This window comes from Mesorhizobium sp. M0848 (genome assembly GCF_040319805.1).
Classification (GTDB): domain Bacteria; phylum Pseudomonadota; class Alphaproteobacteria; order Rhizobiales; family Rhizobiaceae; genus Mesorhizobium.
Window position 1 is genome coordinate 122,779 of sequence record NZ_JAMYOM010000002.1, and the last position, 16,083, is coordinate 138,861.

The following is a 16,083-nucleotide window of genomic DNA, read 5'->3' on the forward strand; positions in this document are numbered from 1 at the left end:
ACTGACCGACGACAGTTTCGAACTCTTCGATCTTCGCGTCGAGGCGGTCATCCCCGAGGGAAAACCGATCTATTGCGGCGCCAGGGCCGGCGACTATTTCGAGCTCAAGGGCGAGATGCTTTCGATGCCGGCAGGGCAGGGGTTTTCGATCTATTCGCTCGCCGCCGTCTTGCCGCTGCTGGCGGCCAAGCAGCGCCCTACCGACAGGAACGACTGGATGACATCGGACGCCGAGATCGCTTGTCCCGATCCCAATTGCGCCAGCCGGCTGCGGATCGTCAGGGTGGCCAAGCGACGGTTCAGCCACGCCGAGACCACAGCGGTGCCGCTGCCGAAGGAGGATGACCTGACATGACCGCCAAGACCTTCGACCTCGGCCCCGGCTACACTATCTCTCGCGTCATTCGCGGCGGCTGGCAGCTGGCCGGCGGCCACGGCGCCATCGACCGCAGCCAAGCGGTGGCCGATCTGATCGCCACTTTCGATGCCGGCATCTGGACCTATGATTGCGCCGACATCTACACCGGCGTCGAGGAACTCATCGGTGCCGCGCGCCTGCGGCTGGCCAGCGAGCGCGGCCTCGACGTTGCCGCCAGGATGAAGGTGCACACCAAGCTGGTGCCCGACCTCGAACGGCTGGCCAGCATCAGCCGCGACTACATCAGGGGCATCGTTGATCAGTCGCTGCGGCGGCTGAAGACCGAACGGCTCGATCTCGTGCAGTTCCATTGGTGGGACTATGAACAGCCGCGCTATGTCGATGCCATGGGCTGGCTCAACGAGCTTCGGCTGGAAGGCAAGGTGCGCAATCTCGGCACCACCAACTTCGACACGCCTAGGCTCACCGAAATCCTCGCTACCGGCATCACGCTGGTCAGCCAGCAACTGCAATATTCGGTACTCGACCAACGGCCGGGCAACAGCCTGGCGGCGCTGGCAAAACAGAACGGCGTCAGCTTCCTCTGTTACGGCTCGGTTGCCGGCGGTTTCCTCAGCGACAAATGGCTAGGTGCGGCCGAACCCGCCAAGCCGCTCGAAAACCGCTCGCTGGTCAAATACAAGCTGATCATCGATGATTTCGGCGGCTGGGATCTGTTCCAGCAGCTGCTTCAGGCGCTGAAGGCGGTTGGCGACCGTCATGGCGTCGACATCGCCACCATCGCCAGCGCCTGGGTGCTCGAACAGCCGCAAGTGGCGGCCGTCATCGTCGGCGCCCGCAATCAGGCGCATGCGCTGGCCAATGCGAAAATAATGGACGTTGCACTCGACGCCGAGGACCGGGCGCGGATTGCTGCCGTCATCGCGCAAGGCACCGGCCTCGAAGGCGATGTCTACACGCTGGAGCGCGACCGCCATGGCCGCCATGGCTCGATCATGCATTACAACCTCAATGCGGGGAAGAAATGAGCGGCGAACCCTCCCTGTTTTCACGCGCCAGCGCCGAAATCATCGACCTGCATCGCTTCTTCGTCGACTGGTTCGTCGCCGCACGCGCCAATACGGTGGACTTCGGCCGCTTCGAACGCGCCATGGGCAAAGACCTCAGCATGGTCGCGCCGGACGGGCAGGTCCTCGATCGCGAAGCGGTCGTCGACCATGTCCGCTCAAGCCGCGCCTCTTGCGACGACGGTTTTGCCATTTCGATCGAGGACATCCGGCCCGGCTGGCAGGACGCCGATACCATCGTCGTCCTTTATGTCGAAGCGCAGCTGCGCGCAGGCAAGCACAGCCGCCGCCAGTCGAGCGCCGTCTTCACCACCAGTTCATCGGCGCCCAACGGCGTCGAATGGCGACATCTGCATGAGACCTGGCTGCAGGTGCCGGAACGCTGAACAGGCTCCAGAATTCAAATACAGTCGAGTAACGAAAGGGGAACAACAATGACAAAGACGATACTCCAACTCACCACCGCGCTCGCCCTCGTCACGATGGCGGGTGCCGCGCAGGCAGCCGATTGCAAGATCACCGTCGGCCTCGTCATGGAACTGACCGGCCAGGCCGGCGAATACGGTCAGGCCGGGGCCAAGTCGGTCGAGATGGCCTTCCGCGACATCAACGGAGCCGGCGGTGTGCGCGGCTGCGATCTCGTCACCGACACGCGCGACAGCCAGAGCCAGGGCAACATCGCCGTCGACGCCGCCACCCAGTTGGTTCAGGTCAAGAAGGTGCCGGTCATCATCGGTGGCATCATCTCTTCGGTGTCGATCCCGATCCTGACCTCGGTCACGGCACCCGCCAAGATCGTCCAGGTCTCGCCGGCTTCGTCCTCGCCGACGCTGACCGCGCTCGGCCGCGACGGCAAGACCAACGGCATCTTCTTCCGCACCATCACCTCGGATGCGCTGCAGGGCGTTGCCGCCGCCAAATACGCAATCGACAAGGGTTTCAAGAAGCTATCGATCATCCACGTCAACAACGATTTCGGCGTCAACATGGTGGCCGAATTCTCGCGTGCCTACAAAGCGCTCGGCGGCACCATTGTCTCCGACACGCCTTACAATGAAAAGCAGTCGAGCTATGCCTCGGAAGTCACGGCGGCGATGGCTGGCGAGCCCGACGGCCTCTATCTCGTCAGCACGCCGGTCGACGGCGCTACGGTCGCCCGTACCTGGATCTCGCAGGGCGGCGTGCAGAAATTCCTGCTCAATGACGGCATGAACAGCCCGGATTTCATCGAATCCGTCGGCGCCGATTATCTGAAGGAAGCCTACGGCACGTCGTCGGGCACCAGCCCGACGGCCTCGACGGAGTACTTCACCAAGAACTACAAGGAATTCTCCGGCATCGAACCGACCAATCCGGCGGCCGACCGTTCCTATGACGCCGGCGCGATTGTTGGCCTCGCCATTGCCATTGCCGGTTCGGAGGATCCGGCCAAGATCAAGGACGCGATTTACAAGGCGGTCGATCCGGCCGGCACGCCGATCTTTGCCGGCAAGGAAGAGTTCGCCAAGGCGCTCGGCCTGATCAAGGACGGCAAGCCGATCCGCTATGAAGGCGTCATCGGCCCGGTCGCCTTCGACAAATATGGCGACATCACAGGCCCGTTCCGGCTGTGGAAGATCGTCGACGGCAAGGTGGCGACCGACGGCGAAATGACCACCGACGATGTCAACGCCTTGCAAGCCAAGCTTCAGTAGGCGTCATTCTGTTTTGTCCGGCATCGATTGCGTCAGCGTCGATGCCGGACCAAGACTATGGCTGCTTCGTTGCGGCTCTTTTGCCCGGCACTCAAGTCCGTTCCGTTGCGAGCTGTCTGGGGATGAGAAAGCGGGCGGCAAGCACGCAGAGCAGCACGGTGAACATCAGGATCAGCGCCACCAGCGCATTGATGTCGGGTGAGAAGCCAAGCCGCATCATCGCCCACAACCTGACCGGCAGCGTGCTTTGCGTGCCGGTGACCAGGATGGTGATCATGGTCTCGTCGAACGACAGGGCGAAGGCCAGGATGGCGCCGCCGACCATGGCGCTCGACAGGTTCGGCAGGATGATGCGCCAAAAGGTCTGCCAGCCCGTGGCACCGAGATCGTAGGACGCTTCGACCAGCGTGCGGCTCATCGACTGCAGCCGCATCAGCACCGTGCGGTAGACGATCGCCAGCACGAAAACCGTATGGCCGATGACGACCGTCAGCAGCGAGCGTTCGAGACCGATTTCGCGAAAGAAGATCAGCAGCGCCAGGCCGCTGATGATCGGAGGCATCAGGAACGGCAGGAAGATGATGAACTGCAGCAGCGAGCGTCCGGAGCGGCGCCCATGATAATAGAGCGCCAGCAGCGTTCCGCTGACCACCGACAGGATGACGGTGCAGACGCCGACGATCAGCGTGGTGCGCAAGGCGACCAGTATGTCGTGGTTTTCAGCCAGCGCCACATAGGTCGACAGGGTCGGCGCCGACCAGTCGACGGAGCCATGCGAAATGGTGAAGAACGACGACACGATCGGCACGAACAGCGGGCTGTAGAGCAGCACCGCAACCAGTGTCGTGATCGCGGCCAGAAAGATCGTGGACAGTCGGGGCAGGGCGCTCATACCGAAGTCCCCCGGTTGCGGCCAAAGCGTTCGCCGACGAGGATTGCGGCGATCACCACGACGGCCAGCGCCACCGACAGCGCCGCGCCGAACGGCCAGTTATAGGCCGTGCCGAACTGGCTGTAGAGGATGCGGCCGAAGGTGAAGCCGCTGATGCCGCCGACCATTTGCGGCGTCAGGAAATCGCCGATCGCCAGCACGAAGACGAAGCTCGCCGCCGAAGCGACGCCGGGCAGGCTGAGCGGCAAGGTGATGCGCAGGAAGGTCTGCAAGCTGCTGGCCCCCAGATCGTCCGAGGCACGCAGCAGCACCTGCGGAATCCGCTCCAGCGACAGGAAGATCGGCAGGATGGCGAAGGGAATCAAAAGTAGCGTCAGCGTCAGCAGGATGGCGTTCATGTTGAACACGAAAAGCGTCGACGGTTCCTGCAGGATGCCGAGCGCCACCAGCGCCTTGTTGAGGAAGCCGTTGAGGCCGAGGATGCTGCGGATCGCATAGATCTTGATGACGTAGCTCATCAGCAGCGGCACCAGCAGCAGCATCAGCAAGGCATAGCGCCAACGGCCTTTCAGCGTCGTCAGGAAGTAGGCGGCGGGATAGGCAAGTAGGATGCAGATGATGGCCACCGACACGCACAGCACGATGGTGTTCCAGAACACCGGCAGAAAGACCGGATCGGTGAAGAACCTGATATAGTTGCCCAGGGACAACCCGTAGACGATGGTGCCCTGGTCGACACTGAAGAAGCTGTAGCCGAGGAAGATCGCCAGCGGCACCAGGACGAAGACAACCGGCAAGGCAAACGCCAGCACCGTGACCAGCAGCGACAGTCGTCTTTCCGCAGTGAGTGTCGAGCCGGCTTCGCTCATGCCAGCACCAGATGGCCTTCATGCGGCGCAAACGAAAGCGATACAGCCTCGCCGGATTTGAGCGCGCTGCCGTCGATGCGGCTCGGCACGCGCAGCCGCAAGCGTTGCGCAGCATTGTCTGGGCCTGCCGCGATGGTGGCGACGCTCGATGAGCCGGCAAAGGCCATGTCGGAGATCGTGCCGGAAAAACGGTTGTCGGTGTCCTTTGCGTCTGCAAGATGCAAGGCCTCGGGACGGAATGCGGCGTAGGCGCTGGCGCCGTCCGCTGCAGCCTTCAAATGCGGCTGGTCACTGATCGAGCAGACCAGGCGGCCGAGCGCCGTCTCGATCGATCGCAGCTCGCCCTGCACCGGCCCAAGTTTTCCGGACATCAGATTGTTCTCGCCGAAGAAGCGCGCGACGAACTCGCAATTCGGCCTGTAGTAAAGGTCGTGCGGCGTGCCGTGCTGGCGGATATGGCCGGCCTCCATGACGCAGATCCGATCGGCCATGCCGATGGCTTCTTCCTGGTCATGGGTGACGAACACGAAGGTGGTCTTGATTTCGCGCTGGATGGACTTCAGGAACACCTGCATCTGCCGGCGCAGTTCGAGGTCGAGCGCCGCCAGCGGCTCGTCGAGCAGGATCAGGCGTGGCTGGCAGATCAGCGCACGGGCAAGCGCGACGCGCTGGCGTTGGCCGCCGGAGAGCTGCGCGGGAAAGCGGTCGGCGAAACGCCCAAGCTGGACTAACTCCAGCGCCTCCGCGACACGGCGCGCGATTTCCTTGCGCTGGATATGGCGAACCGAAAGCCCGTAGCCGACATTGCCGGAAACGGTCAGGTGCGGGAACAGCGCATAGTCCTGGAACACGGTATTGAACGGCCGCCGGTTGATCGGCATGCGGCTGATGTCTTGCCCATCAAGGTGGATCTCGCCCGACGTCAGCGGCTCCAGCCCGCCGATCAGCCGCAGCACCGTGGTCTTGCCGGAGCCGGATGGTCCAAGAACGGTGAGGAACTCACCGTCCCGGATCGACAGGTCGATGTCGTGCAGCACGGGAACCGTGCCGTAGGATTTCGAGACGGACCGCAGCGTCAAGAGGTCGGTGTTCTGGTTCATGAAATACTCTCGCATACGCTTCGGCGGTCCGGAATTCCGGACCGCCTGGTCCTTCGAAGGCATGGTGCGGAAAGATCAGGGCGTCGCCTTGACCTCGTTCCACATGTCCGACCGCTTGAGCGGGTCCTCGACATTGTTGAGCCAGACCAGCGTGTCATTGCCACCGGCGCTGCCGGTTTCCGTCACTGTGTTGCCGAAGCCGGTGCGCTCGGAAAGCTCGCCGCCGACCTTCTTGCTCAGCATGAAGTCGATCCATTTCTCGGCTGCCGCATTGTCACGGACACCCTTGGAAATGACCCAGTTGTCGAGCCAGGCGAGCGCGCCCTCGCTTGGGTTGACGTAGGCGACATGGGCGCCGATCTTCTGCAGCGCCTTGACCTGCTGCTGGCCGTAATTGGCCCAGATCAGGGCCACGTCATTGTTTTGGTAGATCTGCTGCGCCTCGTCGGCGGTGGTGTAGAAGCTCAGCACGTTGCGCTTGAGTTCGACCAGCTTGGCCTTGACCGCCGCCATCTGCTCTTCGTTGAGGTTGAACGGATCCTTGTAGCCGAGCGTCAGTGCGGTGAACGAGAAATTGTGCTCGCCATTGTCATAGGCCAGAACCTTGCCCTTGTAGGCCGGGTCCCACAGAACCGACATCGAGGTCGGCGCCGGCTTGACCTTGTCCGTGTCGTAGATCAGGCCGATGGAGTCGAAGCAGAACGGAATGCCGTAGACCTTGCCGTCCTTGGTCACGCCGCTGACCGCCGTCAGATCACGGAAGCGCGGCAGCACTTCTTTCTGGTTGGCGAGCTTCGTGACGTCGATCGGCGACACCAGGTCGGCTTTGATGTAGCGCTGCAACTGGGCGGTGTTGACGGCGAAGACGTCGAAGTCCTGGCCTTCGCTGCCCTTGATCTTGGCCCAGATCTCGTCGTCGCTGCCGATGAAGACGACATCGATGCCGATCCCGGTCGCGGCGGTGAAGTCCTTGACCCAGTCGGCATCGGCGTAGCCGTCCCAGGCCAGTACCCGCAGGTTCGCGGCGAGTGCCGCCGATGTCATCAGGCCGATGCCGAGCCCGATTGTCGCTAGTCTTAGAAACGCTTTCTTCAGTCCCATTTTTAATCTCCCATTGTCGTTCTGGTGGACCGTAATTTTCGGGCCTGCGCCGTCACAGCTGGGTAACAGCGACCAGTCCCTCGTCCGGCACCGACACCATCCGGTTGCGCAGTGGCTTGCCGAATGTCTGTGCCTGGATTTCATACTCGTCGCCGGAAGCCGTCTTGACGCCGGAGGCGTAGCTCATCACCGCCGCGCCGAAGAAATAGGCATGCAGGTCGCCCGCCCTGCGGTGCATCGGGTAGCGGAAATGGAAGTGTTCGAGATTGGCGATCGAGTGCGACATGTGCGCTTCGCCCGACAGGAACTCCTGCTCCCAGATGACGGTGCCGTCGCGCAGGATGCGCGAATGGCCGCGCACTTCTTCGGGCAGGTCGCCGATCAGCAGCTCGGGTCCGATGGAGCAGGAGCGCAGCTTGGAATGGGCGAGGTAGAGGTAGTTCTCGCCCTCCGTCACATGGTCGGAATATTCGTTGCCGAGCGCATAGCCGATCCGATAGGGGCGGCCGTCCGGCCCGTTGAGATAGAGGCCGACGATCTCGGCCTCTTCGGCGCCGGCGCGCGCGAAGGCCGGCATCGGTAGCGGCGCGCCGGGCGGCACGACACAGGTGCCGACGCCCTTGAAGAACCATTCGGGCTGGATGCCGATCTGCCCGGCGGCAGGCTTGCCGCCTTCCAGGCCCATACGGAAAATTTTCAGCGAATCCGATTCCTCGGTACCTTCGCCATGGGTCAGAACATGCATCTGGTTGCGCGCGGCGGCGCTTCCCGTGTGGGTCAGGCCGGTCCCGGTGACCAGGAAGCGCGCCGGTTCCGGATGATCGACCGGAGCGAGCACCTGGCCATCGCGCAACAGTTGGTCGTAGTCGATTTTCGCTGTGCCCGTCTGCTTCTCGATCAGCGCTGCGATTGACGTGCCCTGGGCAATTGCCGCTTCGGCCAGCTCCAGCACGCTGCCGGTCTTTTCGAGCGGGTGCAGATGATTGCCGTCATCCGAGACACGGCCAACCCCTCTGCTGCCGTCGGCCATTCTGAACTGAACAAGACGCATGAATACTAACCTTCTTCCCTTGGAGCCGTACGGGTCACACCCAGCCCGCATCGACGATGAACTGCTGGCTCGTGCACATGCGGCTGTCGTCTGCGGCGAGAAACAGCGCCATGCGCGCGATATCGGAGGGTTGCAGCCGGTCGGGCAGGCACTGCCTTTCCGCGATCTGGCGTTCGCCGGCCGAGTTCAGCCACAGCCGCATCTGGCGCTCTGTCATCACCCATCCCGGCACCATGCAGTTGACGCGGATGCGTTCGGGGCCGAGTTCGCGAGCCAGCGCCCGCGTCATGCCGTAAACAGCCGCTTTCGCGGTGACATAGGCTGGGCAATCCGGATCGCCGACCATCCAGGTGATGGAGCCGAAATTGATGATCGAGCCGCCGCCCAGCGCGTTCATCTGTGGACGCACCGCCTGCGCCGCGAAGAACTGATGGCGCAAATTGACCGCCATGCGGTCGTCCCAGTAGGCAACCGTCACGTCCTTGGTCTGGTGGCGGTCGTCATTGCCGGCATTGTTGCACAGCGCCTGGATAGGGCCGTTGTGCTGCATCGCCTGAACGGTTGCCGCCTGCAACTCTTCGACGTTGCGCAGGTCGCAGGGAATGAACAGCGGCGCGGCATGTCCCTCGGCCGAGATCGCGTCGACCAGACGCCGGGAAGGCTCCTCGGCCATGTCGACGAAGGCGACGCGGCTGCCTTGCGCGCAGAAATGGCGCACCAGGCTTTCGCCGATGCCACTGCCGCCGCCGGTTATGAAGACGCTGCGGCCCTTGAGGCTTGGATAGATCGCATAGCCGGTTTCATCCGTCATCGCGCGCCTCTCTAGTGCGAATGCCGAGGAATGCCGGCATCGCGCCGACCGACGAGAAAGTCGAAATCGCAGCCCTTGTCGGCCTGCAGCACGCGCTCGACATAAAGGCTCTGATAGCCGCCTTCCGGCGGTGCCGGCGGCTGCCAGTCACGCCGGCGGATCGCCAGCTCCTCATCCGACACCAAAAGCTCCAGCCGGCGACCGGCGACATCGAGTTCGATGAAATCGCCGTCGCGCACCAGCGCCAGCGCGCCGCCTGCGGCTGCTTCGGGTGCCACGTGCAGAACCACGGTGCCGTAGGCGGTGCCGCTCATGCGCGCGTCCGAAATGCGCACCATGTCGGAGACGCCTTGCTTCAGCAGTTTTGCCGGCAGCGGCATATTGCCGACCTCGGCCATTCCTGGATAACCGCGCGGTCCGCAATTCTTTAGTACCATCACCGAGGAGGCGTCGATGTCCAGCTCCGGATCGTCGATGCGGGCGTAGTAGTGCTCGATGTTCTCGAACACCACCGCCTTGCCGCGATGTTGCATCAGCGCGGGCGTTGCCGCGGACGGTTTGATGACTGCCCCGTCAGGCGCCAGATTGCCGCGCAGGATGGAGATGCCGCCTTCCTTGGTCAGCGGCTGGCTCAGCGGCCGGATCACCTCGCTGTTGTAGTTGGGCGCGCCGTCGATCAGTTCACCGATGGTCTTGGCGCTGACGGTCATGGCGTCGCGATGAAGAAGCCCCACTTCATCAAGCGACGCCATGACCGCAGCTAGCCCCCCGGCGTAGTAGAAATCTTCCATCAGGAACCGGCCCGACGGCATCAAATCGACAATGGTTGGAACATCACGGCCAAGGCGGTCCCAATCGTCGAGGCTGAGATCGACACCGATCCGGTTGGCGATGGCGATCAGATGCAGCACCGCATTGGTCGAGCCGCCGATCGCGCCGTTGACGCGAATGGCGTTCTCGAACGCTTGCCGGGTGAGGATTTGCGCGATTGTCACGTCCCTGCGCACCAGATCGACGATCTGGCGTCCGGCCATTTGCGCGAGCACGCCACGGCGCGAATCCACCGCCGGGATCGCGGCATTGTCCGGCATGCCGATGCCGAGCGCCTCCACCATGCTGGCCATGGTCGAGGCCGTTCCCATCGTCATGCAACTGCCCGCAGATCGGCTTTGGCCCTGCTCGGCGGCGAGGAAGTCGGCGACCGGCATGCGGCCGGCCTTCACTTCCTCGGCGAATTTCCAGACATGGGTGCCCGAGCCGATATCCTGTCCGCGGAACTTGCCGTTGAGCATCGGCCCGCCGGAAACAGCGATGGTCGGCAGGTTGCACGACGCAGCGCCCATCAGCAGTGCCGGCGTGGTCTTGTCGCAGCCGACCAGCAGGATGACGCCATCGATGGGGTTGCCGCGGATGGACTCTTCGACATCCATGCTGACCAGATTGCGAAACAGCATGGCGGTGGGGCGCATGTTGCTCTCGCCGAGCGACATCACCGGGAATTCGAGCGGCAGGCCGCCCGCTTCATAGACGCCGCGTTTGACGTGATCGGCCAGCGCCCGCAGATGGGCATTGCATGGGGTCAGTTCCGACCAGGTGTTGCAGATGCCGATCACCGGGCGGCCATCGAAAGCGTCGGCGGGGATGCCCTGGTTCTTCATCCAACTGCGGTGCATGAAGGCGTTCTTGCCTTCGCCGCCGAACCAGGCCTCGGACCGCAGCTTGCGTTTGGTGTCGGTCACGATGTCTGTTCCCGATCCTGGCGGCTCTTGTTGCGGCTTTGGACGCTGCGGCGCACGTCTTCCTCGGCATTGTCGATGAGCACCAGCAGCGCGTTTTGCGCACCAGTGGCGTCGCCGGATGCGATCTTTTCGGCCACTTCCCGATGCAGCGGCAAGGAATGGCGCTGCCCGTCCGGATTGTCGTTGGAGAGGCGAAAGCTCATCACCAATGCGGTTTCGACCAGTGCCGCCAGCGAGCCGATCAGCTCGTTGCCGGTCATGCGCAGGATGGTCTGGTGGAACAAGAGGTCGGGCTTGGCGAAGCGGTCGCCGTCGTCGACAACCGCTTCCATTTCGGCCAGCGCGGCATTGATCTCGGCAATTTGCGCCGGCGTGGCGCGCTGGGCGGCAAGTGCGGCCGACATCGGCTCGATGGCTCGCCGCAATTCGAACAGTGCCCGGACATCGTCGGCACTGACACCGCCGGCGTAGCGCCATGACAGCACATCCGGATCGAGGAAATTCCAGTCGGCACGGGGACGCACCCGTGTGCCGGTCTTCGGCCGCGATTCGACCAGCCCCTTGCCGGCCAGCACCTTGATCGCCTCGCGCAGCACCGTGCGGCTGACCCCCAGCATCTCGCTGGAATCGTCGGCATTGGGCAGCGCCTCGCCGGGCAGGAAATCGCCTTGCACGATGCGCAATCCGATCTGCTCGACGACAGTCGCATGCAGCGCCGTCGAGCCGCTGGAAACCGCCACCGCAACTCTTGACGTGCGCGCTGTGCTGAAAGATTTATTATTCTTCATACTATTCATATGATATGTTTTATAGGCGCGGCGATGGGAGTCAAGGGATGGGGGAGTGCCGATGACAAAGAATTCCGCTGCCGTTGCCGAGCAGCATCAAGAGCTGGTCTCGATCAGCGACGGCATTGCGACTGTTGAGATAGCCCCGGCCGCCGGCGGCGCCCTGGCCTCGTATCGCTGGCGGCAAAACGGATCCGTCGTGGATTGGCTGCGTCCTGCGGATCAGGCGGCGATCGACAGCCGCGATGCCGGCGCCATGGCCTGCTTCCCGCTGGTTCCCTATTCCAATCGCATAAGGGGCGGGCGCTTCGCATTCGCGGGCCGCACCGTCGAACTGCCGACCAGCCCGGAAGATCCGCATCATGAGCATGGCCATGGCTGGCGTCGGCCATGGACAGTCGTCCGGCACGAAGCCAGCACCACCCTCCTATCTTATCGCCATGCCGCCGATTCCTGGCCGTGGAGCTATGAGGCAAGGCAAGCGATCTCGCTGGTCGATGGCGGGCTGATCATTGCCCTTTCGCTGCGCAATCTCTCGGACATGCCGATGCCGGCAGGCTTCGGCCTCCATCCCTATTTCCCGTCGACACCGTGGACACATGTCCAGGCGCAGGTATCCGGCATGTGGGAGACCGATGCGGAAATCCTGCCCACCCGGCACGTCCTGCCGCCCGCTGGCTCCAATCCTACCACCGGCTTCGACGTGTCGGAGACGGACTTCGACACGGTCTTCACCGGATGGACGCGCCGTGCCCGGATCTCCTGGCCGGAGCGTGGGCGGCAACTGGACATCGAGGCCGAGGCGCCGCTCGATTTCCTCGTCCTCTACACGCCGCCCGGCGAGCCATTCTTTTGCGCCGAACCGGTCAGCAACATCACCGATGCCTTCAATCGCAGGAACGCGGGCATCGACACTGGCTGCATGGTATTGGCACCCGGGCAGTTGCGATCCGCAAGCGTTCGCTTCACGCCTTCGCAGGCGGCCTGATCGCCAATCTGAGCCGCATCAACTGCTTTGCTTTGCTGCTTCGCGGATGGTCTGCAGCAGGATGGAGAAGGCCGGCGAGGGCGCCGTGTCGGTGCGCATGGTCAGACCGACCGGTCCCTTGGTTTCCTCGGTGTTGACCGGCAAGGCGACGAAGGCGCCGCTGCCGAGTTCGTTGGCAACGACGCCAGCCGAAATGATCCAGACGGCATTGCTCTGCCGCAGGAAGGCTCGGCCGAAGGAGTCCGAGACGGTTTCGATCTCGGTTGCCGGCGCCGTCATGCCGTTGGTGATGAACAGGCGGTCGACGAAGGGGCGGATGACCGATTCCCGCGTCGGCATCAGCATCGGGAATTCGTCGAGCCGTGCGAACACATCCTGTCCTGGATCGAGCAGCGGATGTCCCGCCCGCACCACGAACAGCACCGGTTCGGAATAGAGGTGCTCGAAGAAGAAGCCGGTCATGTTCTCCGGCGCCGCCAGCCGTCCGACGACGAGATCCAGTGCGCCGGTTCGCAACTGTTCGAGCAGCACCGCATTCTCGCCGGTGACGATCTTGATCGCCGCACCGGCGCTCTCCTTGAGGAACAAGGTCATGGCGAGCGGCATCACCCGCGCCGAGACCGTCGGCAGCGCGCCGATGCGGATCGGGTGCCGGTTGACCGCTCCGTCCTGCCGGACGGAATCGACGCCTTGCTTGAGCGCCGTGATCGCCGTGCCGGCATGGCGAAGGAAGATTTCGCCGATGCGCGTCAGTCGGATGCCGCGGCCGTCGCGCTCCACCACCGCCACCCCCAGCGCCTCTTCCAGTTCGCGCAATGTCTTGGTCACCGCCGGCGGGCTGACATGCAGCAAGTCGGCCGCTCGCGCCACGCTTCCTTGCCGCGCAACTTCCAGGAATGCCTGCAGGTGACGGAACCGGATGCGGCTATGGGACATGGATTGATAACCCATGAGTTAATGAAACGACGCAAAATATCATTTTACCGAACCAAACGCCTTGTGCAATGTGGAGGCGGAGGACCAAAACCGTGCCATTCGTCACCATCGGCGGCATCACGCTGCACCATCGCCACACCAAGGCGGCCGGCAATGCACGCCCGATCATATTCATCAATTCGCTGGGCACCGACTTCCGGGTCTGGGACGAAATTGTCTCGGCGCTCGATGGTGAAATGCCGCTGCTGGTCTATGACAAGCGCGGCCATGGGCTGTCCGATATCGGCGACATCAGATCGATCGACGATCATGTCGACGATCTCTCGGCGCTCGTCGATCATTTCGGGTTGAGCAAGGTCGTGCTGTGCGGCCTGTCGGTCGGCGGCCTGATCGCACAAGGCTTCTATCGCCGGCGCCCAGAAATGGTCGAAGGCCTGATCCTTTGCGACACGGCCCACAAGATCGGCACGACAGACAGCTGGAACACACGCATCGCGACGGTCGAAAGCAAGGGCATCCAGGCCGTTGCGGATGGCGTGCTCAAAGTGTGGTTCACCCCCGCCTTCCACGCGGCGCGTCTGGCCGAGCTGGACGGTTATTGGAACATGATGACCAGGCAAGCGCTTGCCGGTTACGTCGGGACTTGCATGGCCGTTCGCGATGCGGATTTCACCGATGCCGCACGCCACATAGCGGTGCCGACGCTCTGCGTCGCCGGCGATCAGGATGGCTCGACGCCTCCCGATCTTGTCCGCTCCCTGGCCGAGCTGATCCCCGGCGCGCGCTTCGAAATCATCCGCGACGCCGGGCACATTCCTTGCGTCGAACAGCCAGAGGCGCTGGTCGCCCTGATCCGCGATTTTATCGCATCGCTTGCCCCTGGAGCCGAAACCCATGGATGAAGTCCCCGGCAACGAAGCCAGATATCGCACCGGCCTCGCGGTGCGGCGCTCCGTGCTTGGCGACCGGCATGTCGACCGGGCCGAGGTCGCCGCCACCGATTTCGACCAGCCTTTCCAGGAACTGATCACCGAGGCCGCCTGGGGTACCGTGTGGGCGCGGCCGGGCTTCACCAAGCGCGAGCGTTCGATCGTCACGCTGGCGCTGCTCGCCGCACTCGGCCATGATGAGGAGGTCGCCATGCATGTGCGCGCCACCGTCAACACCGGTGCTTCGCGCGACGACGTCTGCGAGGCGTTCCTGCATGTCGCCATCTATGCCGGCGTGCCGGCCGCCAACCGTGCCTTCAGAATAGCCAAGGACGTGTTTTCGGAAATGGACGGAGCCAGGAATGCCCGCTGAGTCCGGCTCGACGAGGCCCGAGACCGGCGCCTTCTTCCGGCGCGATCGGACCTGGCATCCGCCGGCTCTGACGCCGAATTATAAGACCTCGATGCTGCGCTCGCCGCAAAAAGCCCCCCTCGTCTTCGACAACACGCTGTCGGAGATTGCAGGCCCCGTTTTCGGCCACGCAATATTGGGCGAACTTGACGCCGACCTGATCCACAATTTCGCCAGGCCCGGCGAGAGCGCGCTCGGCGAGCGGATTATCGTCCATGGCCGAGTGCTCGACGAGCGAGGCGTTGGCGTGCCCGGCGCGCTGCTCGAATTCTGGCAGGCCAATGCCGGCGGCCGCTATCGCCACAAGAAGGATGGCTATCTGGCGCCGCTCGACCCGAATTTTGGCGGCTGCGGCCGAGCCCTCACCACCGAGGACGGCGGCTATGCGTTTCGCACCGTCAAGCCTGGACCCTATCCCTGGCCGAATGGGCCGAACGACTGGCGCCCCTCGCACATTCATTTCTCGGTGTTCGGCCACGGCTTTGCCCAGCGGCTGATCACGCAGATGTATTTCGAGGGCGACCCGCTGATCTGGCAGTGCCCGATCGCGCGCGGCATTCCCGACAAGGCAGCCGTTGAGACGCTGATCGCCGCGCTCGACATGCAAGCGACGATCCCCTTCGACGCGCGCGCCTACAAGTTCGACATCGTGCTGCGCGGGCGCCGCGCGTCGCTGTTCGAAAACAGGCTGGAGGGCAATTGATGGCCCAGTCGCTCGACCGGCTCAGGGAAAGCCCTTCGCAGACCGCCGGACCCTACGTTCATATCGGGCTGACACCCAATTTCTGCGGCATCGGCGGCGTCTATCCCAGTGATCTCGGCGCCACCATGGTCAACGACAAGACCAAGGGCGAGCGCATCGGCCTGCGCATCCGGGTGCTCGATGGCACCGGCACGCCGCTCAAGGACGCGCTGATCGAGATCTGGCAAGCGGATGCGGATGGGCTCTACAATTCGCCGGCCGAACTGCGTGGTGCTGCCGATCCGAATTTCTTCGGCTGGGGCCGTTGCCCGACCGATATGGACACCGGCCTCTGCACGTTCGAGACGGTCAAGCCTGGCCGCGTCCCGTTCAACGATGGTCGCCTGATGGCGCCGCATATCACGCTCTGGATCGTCGCCCGCGGCATCAATCTCGGCCTGCACACAAGGCTGTATTTTTCCGACGAGGAAAAGGCCAATGCCGGGGATGCGATCCTGGCACGCATCGAGCACCGCGTCCGCGTGCCGACGCTAATCGCCGAGCGCAAGGGCGATACCTACATCTTCGATGTCCATCTCCAGGGGGAGAAGGAAACGGTCTTCTTCGATAGCTGATGCTCAGGAG

18 protein-coding genes are annotated in these 16,083 nt (G+C 63.4%); 9 read left to right on the plus strand and 9 right to left on the minus strand.

What is annotated here, in order from left to right; translation table 11 throughout:
* Position 1 precedes the first annotated feature (1 nt).
* Genes NKH95_RS02490 through NKH95_RS02505 form a run of 4 tightly spaced genes read left to right on the plus strand, consistent with a single transcriptional unit; the run spans position 2 to position 3,140 of the window.
* Positions 2–355 (plus strand): TIGR04076 family protein, encoded by a 354-nt coding sequence (locus NKH95_RS02490; protein WP_352891099.1) that lies wholly within the window; start codon positions 2–4, stop codon positions 353–355.
* Entirely contained in the window at positions 352–1,407 is a 1,056-nt protein-coding gene (locus NKH95_RS02495; RefSeq protein ID WP_352890946.1) for an aldo/keto reductase, read from the plus strand. The genes NKH95_RS02490 and NKH95_RS02495 overlap by 4 nt, the downstream gene beginning before the upstream one ends.
* Complete coding sequence (locus NKH95_RS02500; protein ID WP_023808818.1) at positions 1,404–1,832, plus strand: DUF4440 domain-containing protein; 429 nt, start codon at positions 1,404–1,406, stop codon at positions 1,830–1,832. The genes NKH95_RS02495 and NKH95_RS02500 overlap by 4 nt, the downstream gene beginning before the upstream one ends.
* A 48-nt stretch (positions 1,833–1,880) precedes the next feature.
* Positions 1,881–3,140: an ABC transporter substrate-binding protein gene (locus NKH95_RS02505; protein WP_352890948.1), complete on the plus strand. Its 1,260-nt coding sequence runs from the start codon at positions 1,881–1,883 to the stop codon at positions 3,138–3,140.
* A 91-nt stretch (positions 3,141–3,231) separates the two neighbouring features.
* Here the strand turns inward: NKH95_RS02505 and NKH95_RS02510 are convergent, their stop codons facing one another.
* From NKH95_RS02510 to NKH95_RS02545, 8 genes are all read right to left on the minus strand, one after another.
* On the minus strand, positions 3,232–4,032 hold the full coding sequence (locus tag NKH95_RS02510; RefSeq protein ID WP_128302376.1) for an ABC transporter permease: 801 nt from the start codon (positions 4,030–4,032) through the stop codon (positions 3,232–3,234).
* Complete coding sequence (locus NKH95_RS02515) at positions 4,029–4,901, minus strand: ABC transporter permease (RefSeq protein WP_352609326.1); 873 nt, start codon at positions 4,899–4,901, stop codon at positions 4,029–4,031. Before NKH95_RS02515 ends, NKH95_RS02510 begins: the two co-directional genes overlap by 4 nt.
* On the minus strand, positions 4,898–6,001 hold the full coding sequence (locus NKH95_RS02520; RefSeq protein ID WP_352890950.1) for an ABC transporter ATP-binding protein: 1,104 nt from the start codon (positions 5,999–6,001) through the stop codon (positions 4,898–4,900). Before NKH95_RS02520 ends, NKH95_RS02515 begins: the two co-directional genes overlap by 4 nt.
* 75 nt (positions 6,002–6,076) lie before the next feature.
* Entirely contained in the window at positions 6,077–7,102 is a 1,026-nt protein-coding gene (locus NKH95_RS02525; RefSeq protein WP_352890952.1) for an ABC transporter substrate-binding protein, read from the minus strand.
* A 52-nt stretch (positions 7,103–7,154) separates the two neighbouring features.
* Positions 7,155–8,153, minus strand: a complete 999-nt coding sequence (gene araD1 / locus NKH95_RS02530; RefSeq protein ID WP_352890954.1) for an AraD1 family protein — start codon at positions 8,151–8,153, stop codon at positions 7,155–7,157.
* A 34-nt stretch (positions 8,154–8,187) separates the two neighbouring features.
* Positions 8,188–8,964, minus strand: a complete 777-nt coding sequence (locus NKH95_RS02535; protein ID WP_352890956.1) for an SDR family NAD(P)-dependent oxidoreductase — start codon at positions 8,962–8,964, stop codon at positions 8,188–8,190.
* Between the two features lie 11 nt (positions 8,965–8,975).
* On the minus strand, positions 8,976–10,703 hold the full coding sequence (locus NKH95_RS02540; RefSeq protein ID WP_352890958.1) for an IlvD/Edd family dehydratase: 1,728 nt from the start codon (positions 10,701–10,703) through the stop codon (positions 8,976–8,978).
* Complete coding sequence (locus NKH95_RS02545) at positions 10,700–11,443, minus strand: FadR/GntR family transcriptional regulator (protein WP_352890960.1); 744 nt, start codon at positions 11,441–11,443, stop codon at positions 10,700–10,702. Before NKH95_RS02545 ends, NKH95_RS02540 begins: the two co-directional genes overlap by 4 nt.
* Positions 11,444–11,552: 109 nt before the next feature.
* Between NKH95_RS02545 and NKH95_RS02550 the strand changes: the two genes are divergently transcribed.
* A complete protein-coding gene (locus tag NKH95_RS02550) occupies positions 11,553–12,479 on the plus strand; it encodes an aldose 1-epimerase (protein WP_352890962.1) in 927 nt (308 codons plus the stop codon).
* 18 nt (positions 12,480–12,497) lie between these two features.
* Here NKH95_RS02550 and pcaQ read toward each other — a convergent pair whose 3' ends face one another.
* On the minus strand, positions 12,498–13,415 hold the full coding sequence (pcaQ, locus tag NKH95_RS02555) for a pca operon transcription factor PcaQ (RefSeq protein WP_023808808.1): 918 nt from the start codon (positions 13,413–13,415) through the stop codon (positions 12,498–12,500).
* Between the two features lie 92 nt (positions 13,416–13,507).
* Between pcaQ and pcaD the strand changes: the two genes are divergently transcribed.
* From pcaD to pcaG, 4 genes are read left to right on the plus strand one after another with little or no spacing between them, the layout of a single operon-like run.
* Positions 13,508–14,317, plus strand: a complete 810-nt coding sequence (gene pcaD / locus NKH95_RS02560) for a 3-oxoadipate enol-lactonase (protein WP_023808807.1) — start codon at positions 13,508–13,510, stop codon at positions 14,315–14,317.
* Positions 14,310–14,717, plus strand: coding sequence for a 4-carboxymuconolactone decarboxylase (pcaC, locus tag NKH95_RS02565; protein ID WP_023808806.1), 408 nt, complete (start codon positions 14,310–14,312; stop codon positions 14,715–14,717). The genes pcaD and pcaC overlap by 8 nt, the downstream gene beginning before the upstream one ends.
* Positions 14,707–15,459, plus strand: coding sequence for a protocatechuate 3,4-dioxygenase subunit beta (gene pcaH, locus NKH95_RS02570; RefSeq protein WP_023808805.1), 753 nt, complete (start codon positions 14,707–14,709; stop codon positions 15,457–15,459). The genes pcaC and pcaH overlap by 11 nt, the downstream gene beginning before the upstream one ends.
* Positions 15,459–16,073 (plus strand): protocatechuate 3,4-dioxygenase subunit alpha, encoded by a 615-nt coding sequence (pcaG, locus tag NKH95_RS02575; RefSeq protein ID WP_023808804.1) that lies wholly within the window; start codon positions 15,459–15,461, stop codon positions 16,071–16,073. The genes pcaH and pcaG overlap by 1 nt, the downstream gene beginning before the upstream one ends.
* The last annotated feature ends 10 nt before the right edge of the window (positions 16,074–16,083 follow it).